Origin of the sequence: Kitasatospora sp. NPDC059827 (assembly GCF_042731675.1) — a bacterium.
Lineage (GTDB): Bacteria > Actinomycetota > Actinomycetes > Streptomycetales > Streptomycetaceae > Kitasatospora.
The window spans coordinates 2,651-19,976 of the sequence record NZ_JBHWIV010000022.1; the positions used below are offsets into that span (position 1 = coordinate 2,651).

1 protein-coding gene is annotated in these 17,326 nt (G+C 71.7%); it reads right to left on the minus strand.

The window, feature by feature from the left end; translation table 11 throughout:
- Positions 1-118 precede the first annotated feature (118 nt).
- On the minus strand, positions 119-17,302 hold the full coding sequence (locus ACFV8H_RS16345; RefSeq protein ID WP_380400244.1) for a hypothetical protein: 17,184 nt from the start codon (positions 17,300-17,302) through the stop codon (positions 119-121).
- Positions 17,303-17,326: the final 24 nt, after the last annotated feature.

Consider the following 17,326-nt stretch of genomic DNA (forward strand, 5'->3'; position numbering starts at 1 on the left):
CCGCCCGGCGGCCAACCCGCCGCGGGGGTTTCCCGCGGCTCCGCGGGCGGGCCCCCGGGGGGGCCCCCCGGGGGGGGGGGGCGCGGGGCCCCCCCCCCCCCCCGACGGTCACCGCGGGTCAGCGGCGGGAGCGGCGGTCGCGGCGGGCCGCGATCAGGCTTCCGCCGACCACCAGGAACACCACCGTCGCCAGCAGCGCCGCGAACGGGTTCCCGCTCCCGGTGGGCGGCAGCGGCGGCTTGCTGGTCGGGCTCGGGCTGGGCGTGTTCCGGACGGTGGTGGTGGTCGAGCAGTTGCCCGCCACCGCCCGCCGGGCCCCGTTGCCGCCCGAGCAGTTGGACCCGTCGGCGGCCAGCCGGTTGACCAGCGCCGTGCCGCCCGCGTCCGACTTCACGGTGACGGTGTAGGTGAGCGTCTCCGTCGCACCCGGCAGGAGGTCCAGCGTCCAGGTCAGCCGCGGCGCCGCATAGGCCGTCCGTCCGCTGCTGGCCCGGGCGTCGGCGTCGTACACCGCGCCGTCCAGCACCCCGGAGAGGTCGTCGGTGACGACGGCCCCGAGGTACGTGCCGCTGGCCCGGTTGGTCGCGGTAACCGTGTACGTGACGGTGTCACCGGCCTTCGGGTTCGCCGGGCTCGCCTGCTTGCTGAGCAGCAGGTCGTGCTGGACGGTGATCGGCTCGGTCGGCGTCGCCACCGCCGTGTGCGCGGTCGCGCTCGGATCCGGGCCGCCCGTCACCACCACCGTGTTGACCGGAACGGCCGTGGCGTTCGGGTCCAGCGTGCCGGTCAGTGTCCAGGACAGCGTCGTACCGACCGGGATCTCCACCGCCGGACAGGTCGCCGTCCCGTTCGCGACGGGGCACGGTGTCCCGTCGGCGTCGGCCGTCATCGACGCGTCGTTCACCCCGGCGGGCACCTCGTCCGTGACGACCACGTTGCGGGCCAGCGAGGGCCCGTCGTTGGTCACCGTGACCCGCCACCGGATCTGCTGCCCGGCGACGACCGGGGAGGTCAGCAGCACCTTGGCGACGGTCAGCCGGGCCTGCCCCGAGGGCGACGAACTCGGCGAGGCGACCGCCGTGTGGGTCGGCGTCACCGGGTCGGGCCCACCGGTCACGGTGACCGTGTTGGCGGGCGTGACGGTCGCGGCCGGGTCGAGCGTGCCGCGCAGGATCCAGGTCAGCGTCCGCCCGACCGGGATCTCCACCGCCGGGCAGGTCGCCGTCCCGTCCGTGACGGTGCAGCTCGCACCGCCGGGCCCGGTCATCGAGGCGCCGCTCACCCCGGCGGGCACCCTATCCGTCACCACGACGCCGCGCGCCGTGGAGGGGCCGTCGTTGGTCACGGTCACCTGCCACTCGATCGGCGCCCCGGGCACCACCGGGTTGGTGACGAGGACCTTGGCGACGGTCAGCCGGGCCTGCGCCGACGGCGAGGAACTCGGCGAGGCGACCGCCGTGTGGGTCGGCGTCACCGGGTCGGGCCCACCGGTCACGGTCGCCGTGTTGACCGGCGTGACGGTGGCACCGGCGTCCAGCGTGCCGGTCAGGGTCCAGGCCCGGGTGGCGCCGACGGCGATCCCGACGGCCGGACAGGTCGCCGTACCGTTCGCGATCGGGCAGGCGATACCGTCGTCCGCCGTCATCGACGCGTTCAACACCCCGTCCGGCACCCGGTCGGTGACCACCACGTCACGAGCGACGGACGGCCCCTGGTTGGTGACGGTCACCCGCCACTCGATCCGCCCGCCGGGCACCACCGGGTCGGTGACCAGCACCTTGGCGACCGACAGGCGCGCCTCGGCCACCGGCCCGGTCGAGGGACTGGCCACCGCCGTGTGGGTGACGGCGCTCGGGTCCGGGCCGCCGGTGACGAGCGCCGTGTTGGTCGGCGTCACCGTGGCGGCGGGGTCGAGCGTGCCGGTCAGGGTCCAGGTCAGCAGCCCGCCGACCGGGATCTCGACGGCCGGGCAGGTCGCCGTCCCGTTCACGATCGGGCACACCGTACCGTCCTGCGATGCCATCGAGGCGTTCAGCACCCCGGCCGGCACCTGGTCACTCACGACCACGTTGCGTGCCCGCGACGGACCGTCGTTCCTCACACTGACCTGCCACTGGATCTGCCGGCCCGGCACCACCGGGTCGGTGACCAGCACCTTCGACACGACCAGGTTCGCCTGCGGCTCGGGAGTGCCGCTGGGCGAGGCGGTGGCGGTGTGCACGGGCGTGCTCGGGTCGGGCCCGCCCGTCACGGTGACCGAGTTGGTCGGTGTGACGGTGGCGTCGGCGTCCAGCGTCCCGGTGAGCGTCCAGGTCACCGTGCCACCGGCCAGGATCTCGACGGCCGGGCAGGTCGCCGTACCATTCGCGATCGGACAGGCGGTACCGTCCTGCGCCGCCATCGACGCATTCGACACCCCGGCCGGCACCTGATCGGTCACGACGACGTTCCGGGCCCGCGACGGACCGTTGTTCGTCACGCTCACCCGCCACTGGATCTGCTGCCCGGGCACCACCGGGTTGGTCAGCAGAACCTTCGACACCGACAGATTCGCCTGCGGCAACGGCGAGTTCGACGGAGACGCCACCGCCGTGTGGGTCGGCGTGCTCGGGTCCGGACCACCCGTCACGGTGACCGAGTTGATCGGCGTCACCGTGGCATTGGCATCCAGCGTCCCGGACAGCGTCCAGGTCACCGTGTCACCGGCCGGGATCTCCACTGCCGGACACGTCGCCACACCATTGGCGATCGGGCAGGCAGTACCGTCCTGCGCCGCCATGGACGCGTTCGACACCCCGGCCGGCACCTGGTCGGTCACGACGACGTTGCGCGCTCGCGACGGCCCGTTGTTCGTGACCGTCACGCGCCACTGGATCTGCTGGCCCGGAACGACCGGGTTGGTCAGCAGCACCTTCGACACCGACAGGTTCGCCTGCGGCGAGGGCGAGTTGGTGGGAGACGCCACCGCCGTGTGCGCGGTCGCCGTCGGATCCGGACCGCCCGTCACCACCGCCGTGTTCGTCGGCGTCAACGTCGCGTCCGGCGCCAGCGTCCCGGTGAGCGTCCAGGTCGCCGTGCCACCGGCCGCAATCTCCACCGCCGGACAGGTCGCCGTACCGTTCGCGATCGAGCACGCCGTACCGTCCTGCGCACTCATCGACGCGTTCAGCACCCCATCGGGAATCCGGTCGGTCACGACCACGTTCCGCGCCCGCGAAGGCCCGTTGTTCGTCACGGTCACCCGCCACTGGATCTGCTGACCCGGCACCACCGGGTCAGTGACCAGCACCTTCGACACGACCAGATTCGCCTGCGGCAAGGGCGAGTTCGAAGAAGACGCCACCGCCGTGTGGGTCGGCGTACTCGGGTCCGGACCGCCCGTCACGGTCACCGTGTTGGACGGCGTCACCGTCGCATCCGCGCTGAGAGTCCCGGTGAGTGTCCAGGTCACCGTCTGCCCCGCCGGGATCTCCACCGCCGGACACGTCGCAACCCCGCCGCTGATCGGGCAATTGGCCCCGCCAGCATCCGCCGCCATCGACGCGTTCGACACCCCAGCCGGCACCTGATCAGTCACGACCACGTTCCGCGCCCGCGAAGGACCATTGTTCGTCACGCTCACCCGCCACTGAATCTGCTGCCCCGGAACCACCGGGTTCGTCAGCAAAACCTTCGACACCGACAGGTTCGCCTGGGGCGAGGGCGAGTTGGTGGGAGACGCCACCGCCGTGTGCGCGGTCGCCGTCGGATCCGGACCGCCCGTCACCACCGCCGTGTTCGTCGGCGTCACCGTCGCGTCCGGCGCCAGCGTCCCGGTGAGCGTCCAGGTCACTGTGCCACCGGCCGCAATCTCCACCGCCGGGCAGGTCGCCGTACCGTTCGCGATCGAGCACGCCGTACCGTCCTGCGCACTCATCGACGCGTTCAGCACCCCATCGGGAATCCGGTCGGTCACGACCACGTTCCGCGCCCGCGAAGGCCCGTTGTTCGTCACGGTCACCCGCCACTGGATCTGCTGACCCGGCACCACCGGGTCAGTGACCAGCACCTTCGACACGACCAGATTCGCCTGCGGCAAGGGCGAGTTCGAAGAGGACGCCACCGCCGTGTGGGTCGGCGTACTCGGGTCCGGACCACCCGTCACGGTCACCGTGTTGGACGGCGTCACCGTCGCATCCGCGCTGAGAGTCCCGGTGAGCGTCCAGGTCACCGTGCCACCGGCCGCAATCTCCACCGCCGGACACATCGCAACCCCGCCGCCGATCGGGCAATTGGCCCCGTCAGCATCCGCCACCATCGAGGCACCATTCACCCCGGACGGCACCTGATCGGTCACCACCACGTTCCGCGCCCGCGAAGGACCGTTGTTCGTCACGCTCACCCGCCACTGGACCTGCTGACCCGGCACCACCGGATTCGTGAGCAGAACCTTCGACACCGACAGATTCGCCTGGGGCGAGGGCGAGTTCGACGGAGACGCCACCGCCGTGTGCGAGGACGCCGTCGGATCCGGACCACCCGTCACGGTGACCGAGTTGATCGGCGTCACCGTCGCATTGGCATCCAGCGTCCCGGACAGCGTCCAGGTCAGCGTCTGCCCCGCCGGAATCTCCACCGCCGGACACGTCGCCGTCCCACTCGCAATCGGGCACGCCGTACCGTCCTGCGCCACCATCGACGCATTCGACACCCCGGCCGGCACCCGATCCGTCACCACCACATTGCGCGCCCGCGAAGGCCCGTGGTTGGTCACCGTCACCCGCCACTGGATCTGCTGACCCGGCACCACAGGGTCGGTGACCAGCACCTTCGACACCGACAGATTCGCCTGCGGCGACGGCGAGTTGGTGGGCGAGGCGACAGCCGTGTGGGTCGGCGTGCTCGGGTCCGGGCCACCCGTGGCCGTCGCCGTGTTCGTCGGGGTGACGACGGCATCGGCAGCGAGCGTCCCGCTCAGCGTGTACGAGGCCATCTGCCCGACCTCCAGCTCGATCGCCGGGCAGCCGGCGACGCCGTTGGTGATCGCGCACCGGGTGCCGTCCTCGTCCGAGACCATCATGGCGCCGGTCACGCCGTCCGGGACCCGGTCGGTGACCACGACGTTCCGGGCCCGGGACGGCCCCTGGTTGGTGACGGTCACCCGCCACTGGATCGTCCCACCCGGCACCACCGGGTCGGTGACCAGCACCTTGGCCAGGCTCAGCCGCGCCTGCGGCGAGGGCGAGCCGGTGGGCGAGGCGACCGCCGTGTGGGCCGTCGCGCTCGGGTCCGGTCCGCCGGTCACCACGGCGATGTTGCCGGGCACCGTCGTCGCGTCCTGGGCGAGGATGCCGGCGACCGTGTACGTCGCCGTCCCGCCGACCGGGATCTCCACCGCCGGACAGGTCGCCACGCCGCCCGAGACCGGGCAGGCCGCGTGCGTCGCGTCCGGCGTCAGCTCGGCGCCGACGACGCCGTCCGGCAGCCGGTCGCTGACCACCACGTTCCGGGCCCGACTCGGCCCGTTGTTGGTCACGCTGATCCGCCACTCGATCCGCTGTCCGGGCACGACCGGGTCGGTCAGCAGCACCTTCGACACCGACAGCCGGGCCTGCGGCACGACCGTCTCACTGGCCTCCGCGGTCGCCGTGTGGGCCGTCGCCGTCGGGTCGGGCCCGCCGGTGACGACGGCGACGTTCGCCGGGGTGCTGGTCGCCGCCGGGTCGAGCGTCCCGGTGACGGTGTAGGACACGGTGGAGCCGGCCGGGATCTCGACGGCGGGGCAGGTCGCCACGCCGTTGCTGATCGGGCAGGTCGAGCCGTCCGTGTCCGAGGCCATCCCGGGGGCGTTGACCATCGCCGGGATCGTGTCGGTCACGACGACGTTCCGGGCCCGCGAGGGACCGTTGTTGGTCACCGAAACCCGCCACTGGATCTGCTGCCCGGGGACGACCGGGTTGGTCACCAGGACCTTGGCGATGCTCAGGTTCGCCTGTGGCAAGGGCGAGTTCGAGGGAGAAGCCACCGCCGTGTGCGCCGTGGCCGAGGGGTCGGGACCACCCGTCACCACCGCCGTGTTCGTCGGTGTCACCGTCGCGTCCGGCGCCAGCCTCCCGGTCAGCGTGTACGAGGCGGTCTGCCCGACCTCCAGCTCGATCGCCGGGCACACTGCCGTCCCGCCGGTGATCGGGCACCGGCTCGCGTCGGCGTCCGACTGGAGCACGGCATCGGAGACCCCGTCCGGGATCCGGTCACTGACGACCACGTTCCGGGCCCGCGAGGGACCGTTGTTGGTCACCGAAACGCGCCACTGGATCTCCTCCCCCGGCACGACCGGGTTGGTCAGCAGCACCTTCGACACGGTCAGCTTCGCCTGCGGCGACGGCGAGTTCGAAGGCGAGGCCACCGCCGTGTGCGCCGTCGCACTCGGGTCGGGACCACCCGTCACCACCGCCGTGTTCGTCGGCGTCACGGTCGCGTCCTGCATGAGCGTGCCGCTCAGCGTGTACGTCTGCGACTGGCCGACCTCCAGCTCGATCGCCGGGCAGGCGGCCGTCCCGTTCGTGATCGGGCAGACGGTCCCGTCGGCGGCGGTCATGCCCGCACCGCTGACACCGTCCGGCACCCGGTCCGTGACCACGACGTTCCGGGCCCGCGAGGGACCGTTGTTGGTGACGGTCACCCGCCACTGGATCTGCTGCCCGGGCACCACTGGGCTGGTCAGCAGCACCTTCGACACCGACAGATTCGCCTGCGGCAACGGCGAGTTCGACGGAGAAGCCACCGCCGTGTGGGTGGCAGCCGTCGGATCCGGACCGCCGGTCACGGTCGCTGTATTGGTCGGCGTCACCGTCGCGTCCGGGCTCAGGGTCCCGGTGAGCGTCCAGGTCACCGTCTGCCCGACCGGGATCTCCACCGCCGGACACGTGGCCACACCATTGGCGATCGGGCAGGTGGAACCGTCAGCATCCGCCTTCATCGAGGCACCGTTCACCCCGGACGGGACCAGATCCGTCACCACCACGTTCCGAGCCCGCGAAGGACCGTTGTTGGCAACCGTCACCCGCCACTGAATCTGCTGGCCCGGCACCACCGGGTTCGTCAGCAGCACCTTCGACACGGTCAGCTTTGCCTGCGGCGACGGCGAGTTCGGCGGCGAAGCCACCGCCGTGTGCGCCGTGGCCGAGGGGTCGGGACCGCCGGTGACGACGGCCGTGTTCGTCGGCGTGCTGGTCGCGTTCGCGTCGAGCGTGCCGGACAGCGTCCAGGTCAAGGTCTGCCCGACCGGGATCTCCACCGCCGGACACGTGGCCACACCATTGGCGATCGGGCAGGTGGAACCGTCAGCATCCGCCGTCATCGAGGCACCGTTCACCCCGGACGGGACCTGATCGGTCACCACCACGTTCCGAGCCCGCGAAGGCCCGTTGTTGGTCACGCTCACCCGCCACTGCACCTGCTGGCCCGGCACCACCGGGTCGGTGAGCAGTACCTTCGACACGGTCAGCCTCGCTTGCTGCGAAGGCGAGTTCGAGGGAGACGCCACCGCCGTGTGTGCGGTCGCCGTCGGATCCGGACCACCCGTCACCACCGCCGTATTCGTCGGCGTCACCGTCGCGTCCGGCGCCAGCGTCCCGGTCAGGGTCCAGGTCGCGGACGAGCCCGCGGGGATCTCCACCGCTGGGCAGGTCGCGGTCCCGTTCGCGATCGGGCAGGTGGTCCCGTCGGAGGCCACCATGCTCGGGTCGTTCACACCCGCCGGCACCGCATCCGTGACCACGACGTTCCGCGCCCGCGAAGGACCGTTGTTCGTGACCGTCACCCGCCACTGGATCTGCTGGCCAGGCACCACCGGATCGGTGAGAAGCACCTTCGAGACCGACAGATTCGCCTGCGGCGACGGCGAGCTCGAAGGCGAGGCCACCGCCGTGTGCGCCGTCGCACTCGGGTCGGGACCGCCCGTGACCACTGCCGTATTGCCCGGCGTCGACGTCGCGTTGGGGTCGAGCGTCCCGGACAGTGTCCACGTCATCGTCTGCCCCGCCGGGATCTCCACCGCCGGACACGTCGCCACACCACTGGCGATCGGGCAGGTGGAACCGTCGGCGTCCGCCGTCATCGACGCACTGTTGACACTGGTCGGCACCTGGTCCATCACCACGACGTTCCGCGCTCGCGAGGGACCGCTGTTGGTGACCGTCACCCGCCACTGGATCTGCTGCCCAGGCACGACCGGGTTCGTCAGCAGCACCTTGCCGATGCTCAGCCCGGCCTGCGGGGTCGGCGACGACGTCGGTGAGGCCACCGCCGTGTGGCTGGACGCCGTCGGGTCAGGACCGCCGGTCACCGTCACGGAGTTGGTCGGCGTGGTGGTCGCGTTCGGGTCCAGCGTCCCGGAGAGTGTCCAGGTCATCGTCTGGCCGGCCGGGATCTCCACCGCCGGGCAGGTGGCCACACCGCCGCTGATCGGGCAGGTGGAACCGTCCGAACCGGTCATCGAGGCACCGCTCACTCCAACCGGCACCCGATCGGTCACCACCACATTGCGCGCCCGCGAGGGCCCGTTGTTGGTGACGCTCACCTGCCACTGGATCTGCTGACCCGGCACCACCGGATTCGTCAGCAGCACCTTCGATACGGTCAGATTGGCCTGCGGCGAGGGCGAGTTGGAGGGAGACGCCACCGCTGTGTGCGTGGCATCCGTCGGGTCCGGACCACCCGTGACCGTCACGGTGTTCGTCGGCGTCGCCGTCGCATCGGAGGCGAGCGTGCCCGTCAACGTCCAGGTCAGCGTCTGCCCGGCCGGGATCTCCACCGCCGGACACGTCGCCACACCACCACTGATCGGACAGGCAGCCCCACCCGCATCCGCCCGCATCGAGGCATCGTTCACCCCGGTCGGCACCGTATCCGTGACCACGACGTTCCGCGCCCGCGAAGGCCCGTTGTTCGTGACCGACACCCGCCACTGAATCTGCTGCCCGGGCACCACCGGATTCGTCAGCAGCGACTTCGACACGGTCAGATTCGCCCGCGGCGAAGGCGAGTTGGAGGGAGACGCCACCGCCGTGTGCGTGGCAGCCGTCGGGTCAGGACCGCCCGTCACCGTCACCGTGTTGCCGGGAGTCGCAGTCGCATTCGGGTCGAGCGTGCCGGAGAGCGTCCAGGTCATCGTCTGCCCGGCCGGAATCTCCATCGCCGGACACGTCGCGACACCATTCGCGATCGGACAGGTGGAACCGTCCGACCCCAGCATCGAGGCATCGTTCACCCCGGCCGGGACCTGATCCGTCACCACCACATTCCGAGCCCGCGAAGGCCCGTTGTTGGTCACCGACACCCGCCACTGAATCTGCTGACCCGGCACCACCGGGTTCGTCAGCAGCACCTTCGACACGGTGAGGTTCGCACGGGGCGAGGGCGACGTGCTCGGCGAGGCGACGGCGGTGTGCGCGGTCGCCGTCGGGTCAGGACCGCCCGTGACGACCGCCGTGTTCGTCGGCGTGGTCGTCGCGTTGGAGTCCAGCGTGCCGGAGAGCGTCCAGGTCATCGTCTGCCCTGCCGGAATCTCCACCGCCGGACACGTCGCCACACCACTGGCAATCGGGCAGGTGGAACCGTCCGAACCCGCCATCGAAGCACCGCTCACCCCAGCCGGCACCTGATCCGTCACCACCACATTCCGAGCCCGCGAAGGCCCGTTGTTGGTCACGCTCACCCGCCACTGCACCTGCTGGCCGGGCACCACAGGATCGGTGAGCAGCACCTTCGAGACGACGAGCTTCGCCTGCGCCGAAGGCGTCGAGGTCGGCGAAGCGACAGCGGTGTGTGCGGTCGCCGTCGGGTCAGGACCGCCCGTCACCACCGCCGTGTTCGTCGGCGTCACGGTCGCGTCCGGTGCCAGCGTCCCGGTCAACGTCCAGCTCGCGGACGAGCCCGCCGGAATCTCCACCGCCGGACACGTCGCCACACCACCACTGATCGGACAGGCAGCCCCACCCGCATCCGCCCGCATCGAGGCATCGTTCACCCCGGACGGGACCTGATCCGTCACCACCACATTCCGGGCCCGCGAAGGACCGTTGTTCGTGACCGACACCCGCCACTGCACCTGCTGGCCCGGCACCACCGGGTCGGTGAGGAGCGCCTTCGAGACCGACAGATTCGCTTGCGGCGACGGCGAGTTCGAAGGCGAAGCCACCGCCGTGTGTGCGGTCGCCGTCGGATCGGGACCACCGGTGACGACGGCCGTGTTCGTCGGCGTGCTGGTCGCGTTCGCATCCAGCGTGCCGGACAGCGTCCAGGTCGCCGTCTGCCCGACCGGGATCTCCACCGCCGGACACGTGGCCACACCATTGGCGATCGGGCAGGTGGAACCGTCAGCATCCGCCGCCATCGAGGCACCGTTCACCCCGGACGGGACCTGATCCGTCACCACCACATTCCGCGCCCGCGAAGGACCGTTGTTCGTGACCGACACCCGCCACTGCACCTGCTGACCAGGCACCACCGGGTCGGTCAGCAGCACCTTCGACACCGACAGTTTCGCCTGCTGCGAGGGCGAGTTCGACGGAGAAGCGACGGCGGTGTGCGTGGACGTCGACGGGTCGGGCCCACCCGTGACCGTCACCGTGTTCGTCGGCGTCACGGTCGCATCCGGCGCCAGCGTCCCGGTCAGGGTCCAGGTCGCGGACGAGCCCGCGGGGATCTCCACTGCCGGGCAGGTCGCCGTCCCGTTCGCGATCGGGCAGGCGGTCCCGTCCGAGGCCGCCATGCTCGGGGCGTTCACCCCGGTCGGCACCGTGTCCGTGACCACGACGTTCCGCGCCCGCGACGGCCCGTTATTGGTGACGGTCACCCGCCACTGGATCTGCTGCCCAGGCACCACCGGGTTCGTCAGCAAGACCTTCGACACGGTCAGATTCGCCTGCGGTGAAGGCGAGTTCGACGGCGAAGCCACCGCCGTGTGCGTGGCAGCCGTCGGATCCGGACCACCCGTCACCGTCACCGTGTTCGAAGGCGTCGCCGTCGCATCGGAGGCAAGCGTGCCGGTGAGCGTCCAGGTCACCGTCTGTCCGGCCGGGATCTCCACCGCCGGACACGTCGCCACACCACCACTGATCGGACAGACAGCCCCATCCGCGTCCGCCGCCATCGAGGCAGCACTCACCCCGGTCGGCACCTGGTCCGTCACCACGACGTTCCGCGCCCGCGACGGCCCGTTGTTCGTGACCGACACCCGCCACTGAATCTGCTGCCCGGGCACCACCGGGTTCGTCAGCAGCGACTTCGACACGGTCAGATTCGCTTGCGGCGAAGGCGAGTTAGAGGGAGACGCCACCGCCGTGTGCGTGGCGGCCGTCGGATCCGGACCACCGGTGACGGTCACCGTGTTGGTCGGTGTGACCGTGGCGTCCTGCGCCAGGGTGCCGGTGAGCGTCCAGGTCATCGTCTGCCCGGCCGGGATCTCCACCGCCGGACACGTCGCGACACCACCACTGATCGGACAGGTGGAACCGTCCGACCCCGCCATCGAAGCACCGCTCACCCCAGCCGGCACCTGATCCGTCACCACCACATTCCGAGCCCGCGAAGGACCGCTGTTGGTCACCGACACCCGCCACTGCACCTGCTGACCAGGCACCACCGGGTTCGTCAGCAGCGACTTCGAGACGGTGAGGTTCGCACGAGGCGAGGGCGACGTACTCGGCGACGCGACGGCGGTGTGCGCGGTCGCCGTCGGGTCAGGACCGCCCGTGACGACCGCCGTGTTGGTCGGCGTGGTCGTCGCGTTCGCATCCAGCGTGCCGGACAGCGTCCAGGTCATCGTCTGCCCGGCCGGAATCTCCACCGCGGGACAGGTCGCGACACCGCTGGTGATCGGGCAGGTGGAACCGTCCGAACCCGTCATCGAAGCACCGCTCACCCCAGCCGGCACCTGATCCGTCACCACCACGTTCCGAGCCCGCGAAGGCCCGTTGTTCGTGACCGACACCCGCCACTGCACCTGCTGGCCGGGCACCACCGGATCGGTGAGCAGCACCTTCGAGACGACGAGCTTCGCCTGCGCCGAAGGCGTCGAGGTCGGCGAAGCAACGGCGGTGTGCGTGGACGCCGACGGGTCGGGCCCACCCGTGACCGTCACCGTGTTCGTCGGCGTCACGGTCGCGTCCGGCGCCAGCGTCCCAGTCAGGGTCCAGGTCGCGGACGAGCCTGCGGGGATCTCCACCGCCGGGCAGGTTGCCGTCCCGTTCGCGATCGGGCAGGCGGTGCCGTCGGAGGCCGCCATGCTCGGGTCGTTCACACCCGCTGGCACCGTGTCCGTGACCACGACGTTCCGCGCCCGCGAGGGCCCGTTGTTGGTGACCGTCACCCGCCACTGCACCTGCTGGCCCGGGACCACCGGATCGGTGAGCAACGCCTTCGAGACGACGAGCTTGGCCTGCGGCGTCGGCGAGGAACTCGGCGAGGCCACCGCCGTACGGGCCGTGGCCGCCGGGTCGGGGCCGCCGGTGACGACCGCCGTGTTCGTCGGGGTGGTCGTCGCGTCGGGCGAGAGTGTGCCACTCAGCGTCCAGGTGAGGGCCTGCCCGGCCGGGATCTCCACGGCGGGGCAGGTCGCAACCCCGCTGCTGACGGGGCAGTTGGCGCCGTCGGCGTCTGCCGTCATCGACGCGCCGTTGACGCTCGCCGGCACCTGGTCCGTCACGACCACGTTCCGGGCGCGCGAGGGCCCGTTGTTGGTGACCGTCACCTGCCACTGGATCTGCTGGCCCGGCACGACCGGGTTCGTCAGCAGCACCTTGCCGATGCTCAGCCCGGCCTGCGGCGTGGGCGACGACGTCGGCGAGGCCACCGCCGTGTGGCTGGACGCCGTCGGGTCAGGACCGCCGGTCACCGTCACGGAGTTGGTCGGCGTGGTGGTCGCGTTCGGGTCCAACGTCCCGGAGAGCGTCCACGTCATCGTCTGCCCGGCCGGAATCTCCACCGCCGGACACGTCGCGACGCCACCACTGATCACACAGGTGGAACCGTCCGCACCCGCCATCGAAGCACCGCTCACCCCAGCCGGCACCTGATCCGTCACGACCACGTTCCGCGCCCGCGAAGGCCCGCTGTTCGTGACCGACACCTGCCACTGGATCTGCTGGCCCGGCACCACCGGATTCGTGAGCAGCACCTTCGACACGGTCAGATTGGCCTGCGGCGAAGGCGAGTTGGACGGAGACGCCACCGCCGTGTGCGTGGCGGCCGTCGGATCCGGACCACCGGTCACCGTCACGGTGTTCGTCGGCGTCGCCGTCGCATCGGAGGCAAGCGTTCCCGTCAATGTCCAGGTCAACGTCTGCCCTGCCGGGATCTCCACCGCCGGACACGTCGCCACACCACCACTGATCGGACAGCCGGCCCCACCGGCGTCGGCCCGCATCGAGGCATCGGCGACCCCGGACGGCACCTGGTCCGTCACCACCACGTTCCGCGCCCGCGAAGGCCCGTTGTTCGTCACCGACACCCGCCACTGAATCTGCTGCCCGGGCACCACCGGATTCGTCAGCAGCACCTTCGACACCGAAAGATTCGCCTGCGGCGAGGGCGAGTTGGACGGAGAGGCCACCGCCGTGTGCGTGGACGCCGTCGGATCCGGACCACCCGTCACCGTCACCGTGTTCGATGGCGTCGCCGTGGCGTTCGGGTCCAGCGTCCCGGAGAGCATCCACGTCATCGTCTGCCCCGCCGGGATCTCCACCGCAGGACACGTCGCCACACCACCACTGATCGGACAGGTGGAACCGTCCGAACCCGTCATCGAAGCACCGCTCACCCCAGCCGGCACCTGATCCGTCACCACGACATTCCGCGCCCGCGACGGACCGTTGTTGGTCACCGACACCTGCCACTGCACCTGCTGACCCGGCACCACCGGGCTCGTCAGCAGCACCTTCGAGACGGCCAGGTTCGCCTGCGGCACCGGCGAGTTGGACGGGGACGCCACCGCCGTGTGCGTGGACGCCGTCGGATCGGGACCGCCCGTCACCGTCACCGTGTTCGTCGGCGTCGCCGTGGCGTTCGGGTCCAGCGTCCCCGTGAGCGTCCAGTTCAGCGCCTGGCCGGCCGGGATCTCGACCGCCGGGCAGGTGGCGACGCCGTTGGCGATCGGGCAGGTGGTGCCGTTCGGCCCGGTCATGGTGGCGTTGTTGACCCCGGCCGGGATCTGGTCGCCGACCACCACGTTCCGGGCCCGCGACGGCCCGGAGTTGAAGACGTTGATCTGCCACTGGATCTGCTGACCGGGCACCACCGGGTTGGTCACCAGCGACTTGGAGACCTTGAGGCCCGCCTGCGGCGTGGGCGCAGCGGTCGGCGAGGCCACGGCGGTGCGGGTCGAGGCCGACGGGTCGGGCCCGCCCGTCACCGTCACCGTGTTCGTCGGCGTGGTGGTGGCGTTGGGGTCGAGCGAGCCGCTGAGCGTCCAGCTCGCGGATGAGCCCGCCGGGATCTCCACCGCCGGGCAGGTCGCGACACCACCGCTGATCGAGCACGCGGTCCCGTCCGCGTCGGCCTTCATCGAAGCGCCGCTCACCCCGGCCGGCACCTGGTCGGTCACGACCACGTTCCGGGCCCGCGAAGGCCCGCTGTTGGCGACCGTCACCCGCCACTGCACCTGCTGCCCGGGCACCACCGGGCTGGTCAGCAGGGACTTGGAGACGACCAGGTTGGCCTGCGGCGTCGGCAGGGCGCTCGGCGAGGCCACCGCCGTACGGGCGGTCGCCGAGGGGTCGGGGCCGCCCGTCACCACCGCCGTGTTCGTCGGGGTCGTCGTCGCGTCGGGCGAGAGCGTGCCGCTGAGCGTCCAGCTCGCGGACGAGCCCGCCGGGATCTCCACCGCCGGGCAGGTCGCGACACCACCGCTGATCGAACAGGCGGTCCCGTCCGCGTCGGCCTTCATCGAAGCGCCGCTCACCCCGGCCGGCACCTGGTCGGTCACGACCACGTTCCGGGCCCGCGAAGGCCCGCTGTTGGCGACCGTCACCCGCCACTGGATCTGCTGCCCGGGCACCACGGGGCTGGTCAGCAGCGTCTTCGAGATGGTCAGGCCGGCCTGCGGCGTGGGCGTCGCGGTCGGCGAGGCGACCGCGGTGCGCGAGGACGCCGACGGGTCGGGGCCGCCGGTGACGACGGCGGAGTTGGTCGGCGTGGTGGTGGCGTTGGGGTCGAGCGTGCCGCTGAGCGTCCAGCTGGCGGTGCCGTTGACCGGGATCTCGACGGCGGGGCAGGTGGCCGTGCCGTTGGCGACCGGGCAGGCGCTGCCGTCCTGGTCGTTGACCATGGCGGCCCCGGTGACCCCGGCCGGGACCTGGTCGGTCACGACGACGTTGCGGGCCCGGGAGGGCCCGTTGTTGGTGACCTTCACCTGCCACTTGACCTGCTGGCCCGGCACCACCGGGCTGGTCAGCAGGGTCTTGGAGACGACCAGGTTCGCCTGGTTGCCCGGCGGGATGGGGTTGGCGGTGCTCGTGCACTTCGGCGAGCAGTTCGGGTCGGTGGCGCCGGTGGGCGGGTTGACCGTGGCGCGGTTGTCCAGTGAGCCGTTCGCGTCCGACGGCACCGTGCCGGTGAGCGTGTAGCTCACCTGGCCGCCCGCCAGGATGGTGACCGTCGTGTTGATGTCACCCGTGCCGGACGCGGTGGCACCACAGCTACTGCCGCTGGAGGCCGTGCACTTCCAGGTGAAGCCCTGGATCGCGTTGGGCAGCTTGTCCGCGACCGAGGTGCCGACGGCGTCCGAGGGGCCGGCGTTCTTCACCACGATGGTGTAGGTCAGCGGCTGCCCGGGCACGTACGGGTTCTTGTCGGGCGTCTTGGTCACCGACAGTCCGGTGGTCACCCGGCCCGGGGTGTCGACGGAGCTGGAGCAGGTCGGTCCGCAGTTCGGGTCCGTCGTTGCGCTGGGGCGGGTCACCGTCGCGGTGTTCGACAGGGTGCCCGTGGTCCCGGACGGGACCGTGCCGGTCACCGTGTACGTCACGGAGTCGTTCACCGCGACAGTCGCCGTCGTATCGATGCTGCCCGTGCCGCTCGCGTCGCCGCAGCCGCTGCTCGCGGAGCCGGCCGAGCAGGTCCAGGTGAACCCGGACAGCGCGGCGGGCAGCGCGTCCCGGACCGCCGCGCCGACGGCGGGTGCCGGACCGGCGTTGCTGACCACGACGGTGTAGGTGAGGCTCTGGCCCGGGACGTAGGCGGTCGGGGCGGCCGTCTTCCTGATGGACAGGCCGATCTGCGTCACCCACTCCAGGGTGACCTCGCCGTTGCCGCCGTTGGCGGTGCCGCCGCCGTTGCCGATGCCGGAGCCGTAGAGCGCGTCGTCGCGTCCTGCGGCCAGGCCGCCCTGGCCGTTGGCGGCGCTGTTGGCGCCGGCGGCGGTCTGCGCATTGGTCACCCCGGTGCCGCCGGTGTAGCCGGAGCCGCCACCGCCCATGCCGTTGAGCTCCAGGGAGCTCGGGCCCTGGCAGGCGCCGCCACCGCCGCCGTACAGGCCGCCGCCGCCACCGCCGCCGCCCTCGTTGTTGTTGGGCGCGCCGCTGCCGCCGAGGAAGCGGCTGCCCGCCGTGGCGCTGCCGCAGCTGGTCTGGGTGGCGGCCGCGCCGCCGGCGCTCTGGGTGCCGCCGCGGCCGGAGCTCGCCGGGCGGTTGTCCTGGCCGCCATTGGTCCCGCCGCCGCCGCCCGCGGCGGGGGTGCCGGTGTCGGCGCCCGGCGAGGAACCGCCGCCGCCGCCGGCGATCAGCAACGGGGTGCCGCCGTAGTTGCCGTTCCACACGGCGCTCATGCCGCCGCCGCTGGCGCCCGTCGCCAGGCCTCCGCCGGCCCCGCCCCGGCCGCCGGGACCGCCGCCGCCGTACACCGCGGTGGTCCGGTTCATCAGACCGCCCTGACCGGAGGTGACGGTCAGGCTCTGACCGGGCGTCACGGCGATGGTGCCGGTGGTGAAGCCGCCGCCACCGCCGCCGAACTGACCGGTGTAGTAGGCGCTCGGCGAGCCGCCGCCACCGCCGCCCCAGAGCCGCGCGTAGACGCTGGTGACACCGGCCGGCACGGTGAAGGTCTGATCGCCGCCGCTGTAGGTGAACCGGGTGCAGTTGGTGAAGGTGCCGGTCGGCGTGCACGCCACCAGCGCCCGCTGCTCCTCGGACGGCTCCTGGGGCGCGTACGCGGGCGGGGCGGCGGCCAGCGCCAGTCCGCCCTGGGGCAGCAGGCAGAGCAGCGCGAGCACACCACGCATGGCCGTCGAGAACCGACCGCCGAGCAACAACCTCACCGGAGCCATCCGGCGTCTCCTCTCGCGACCGCC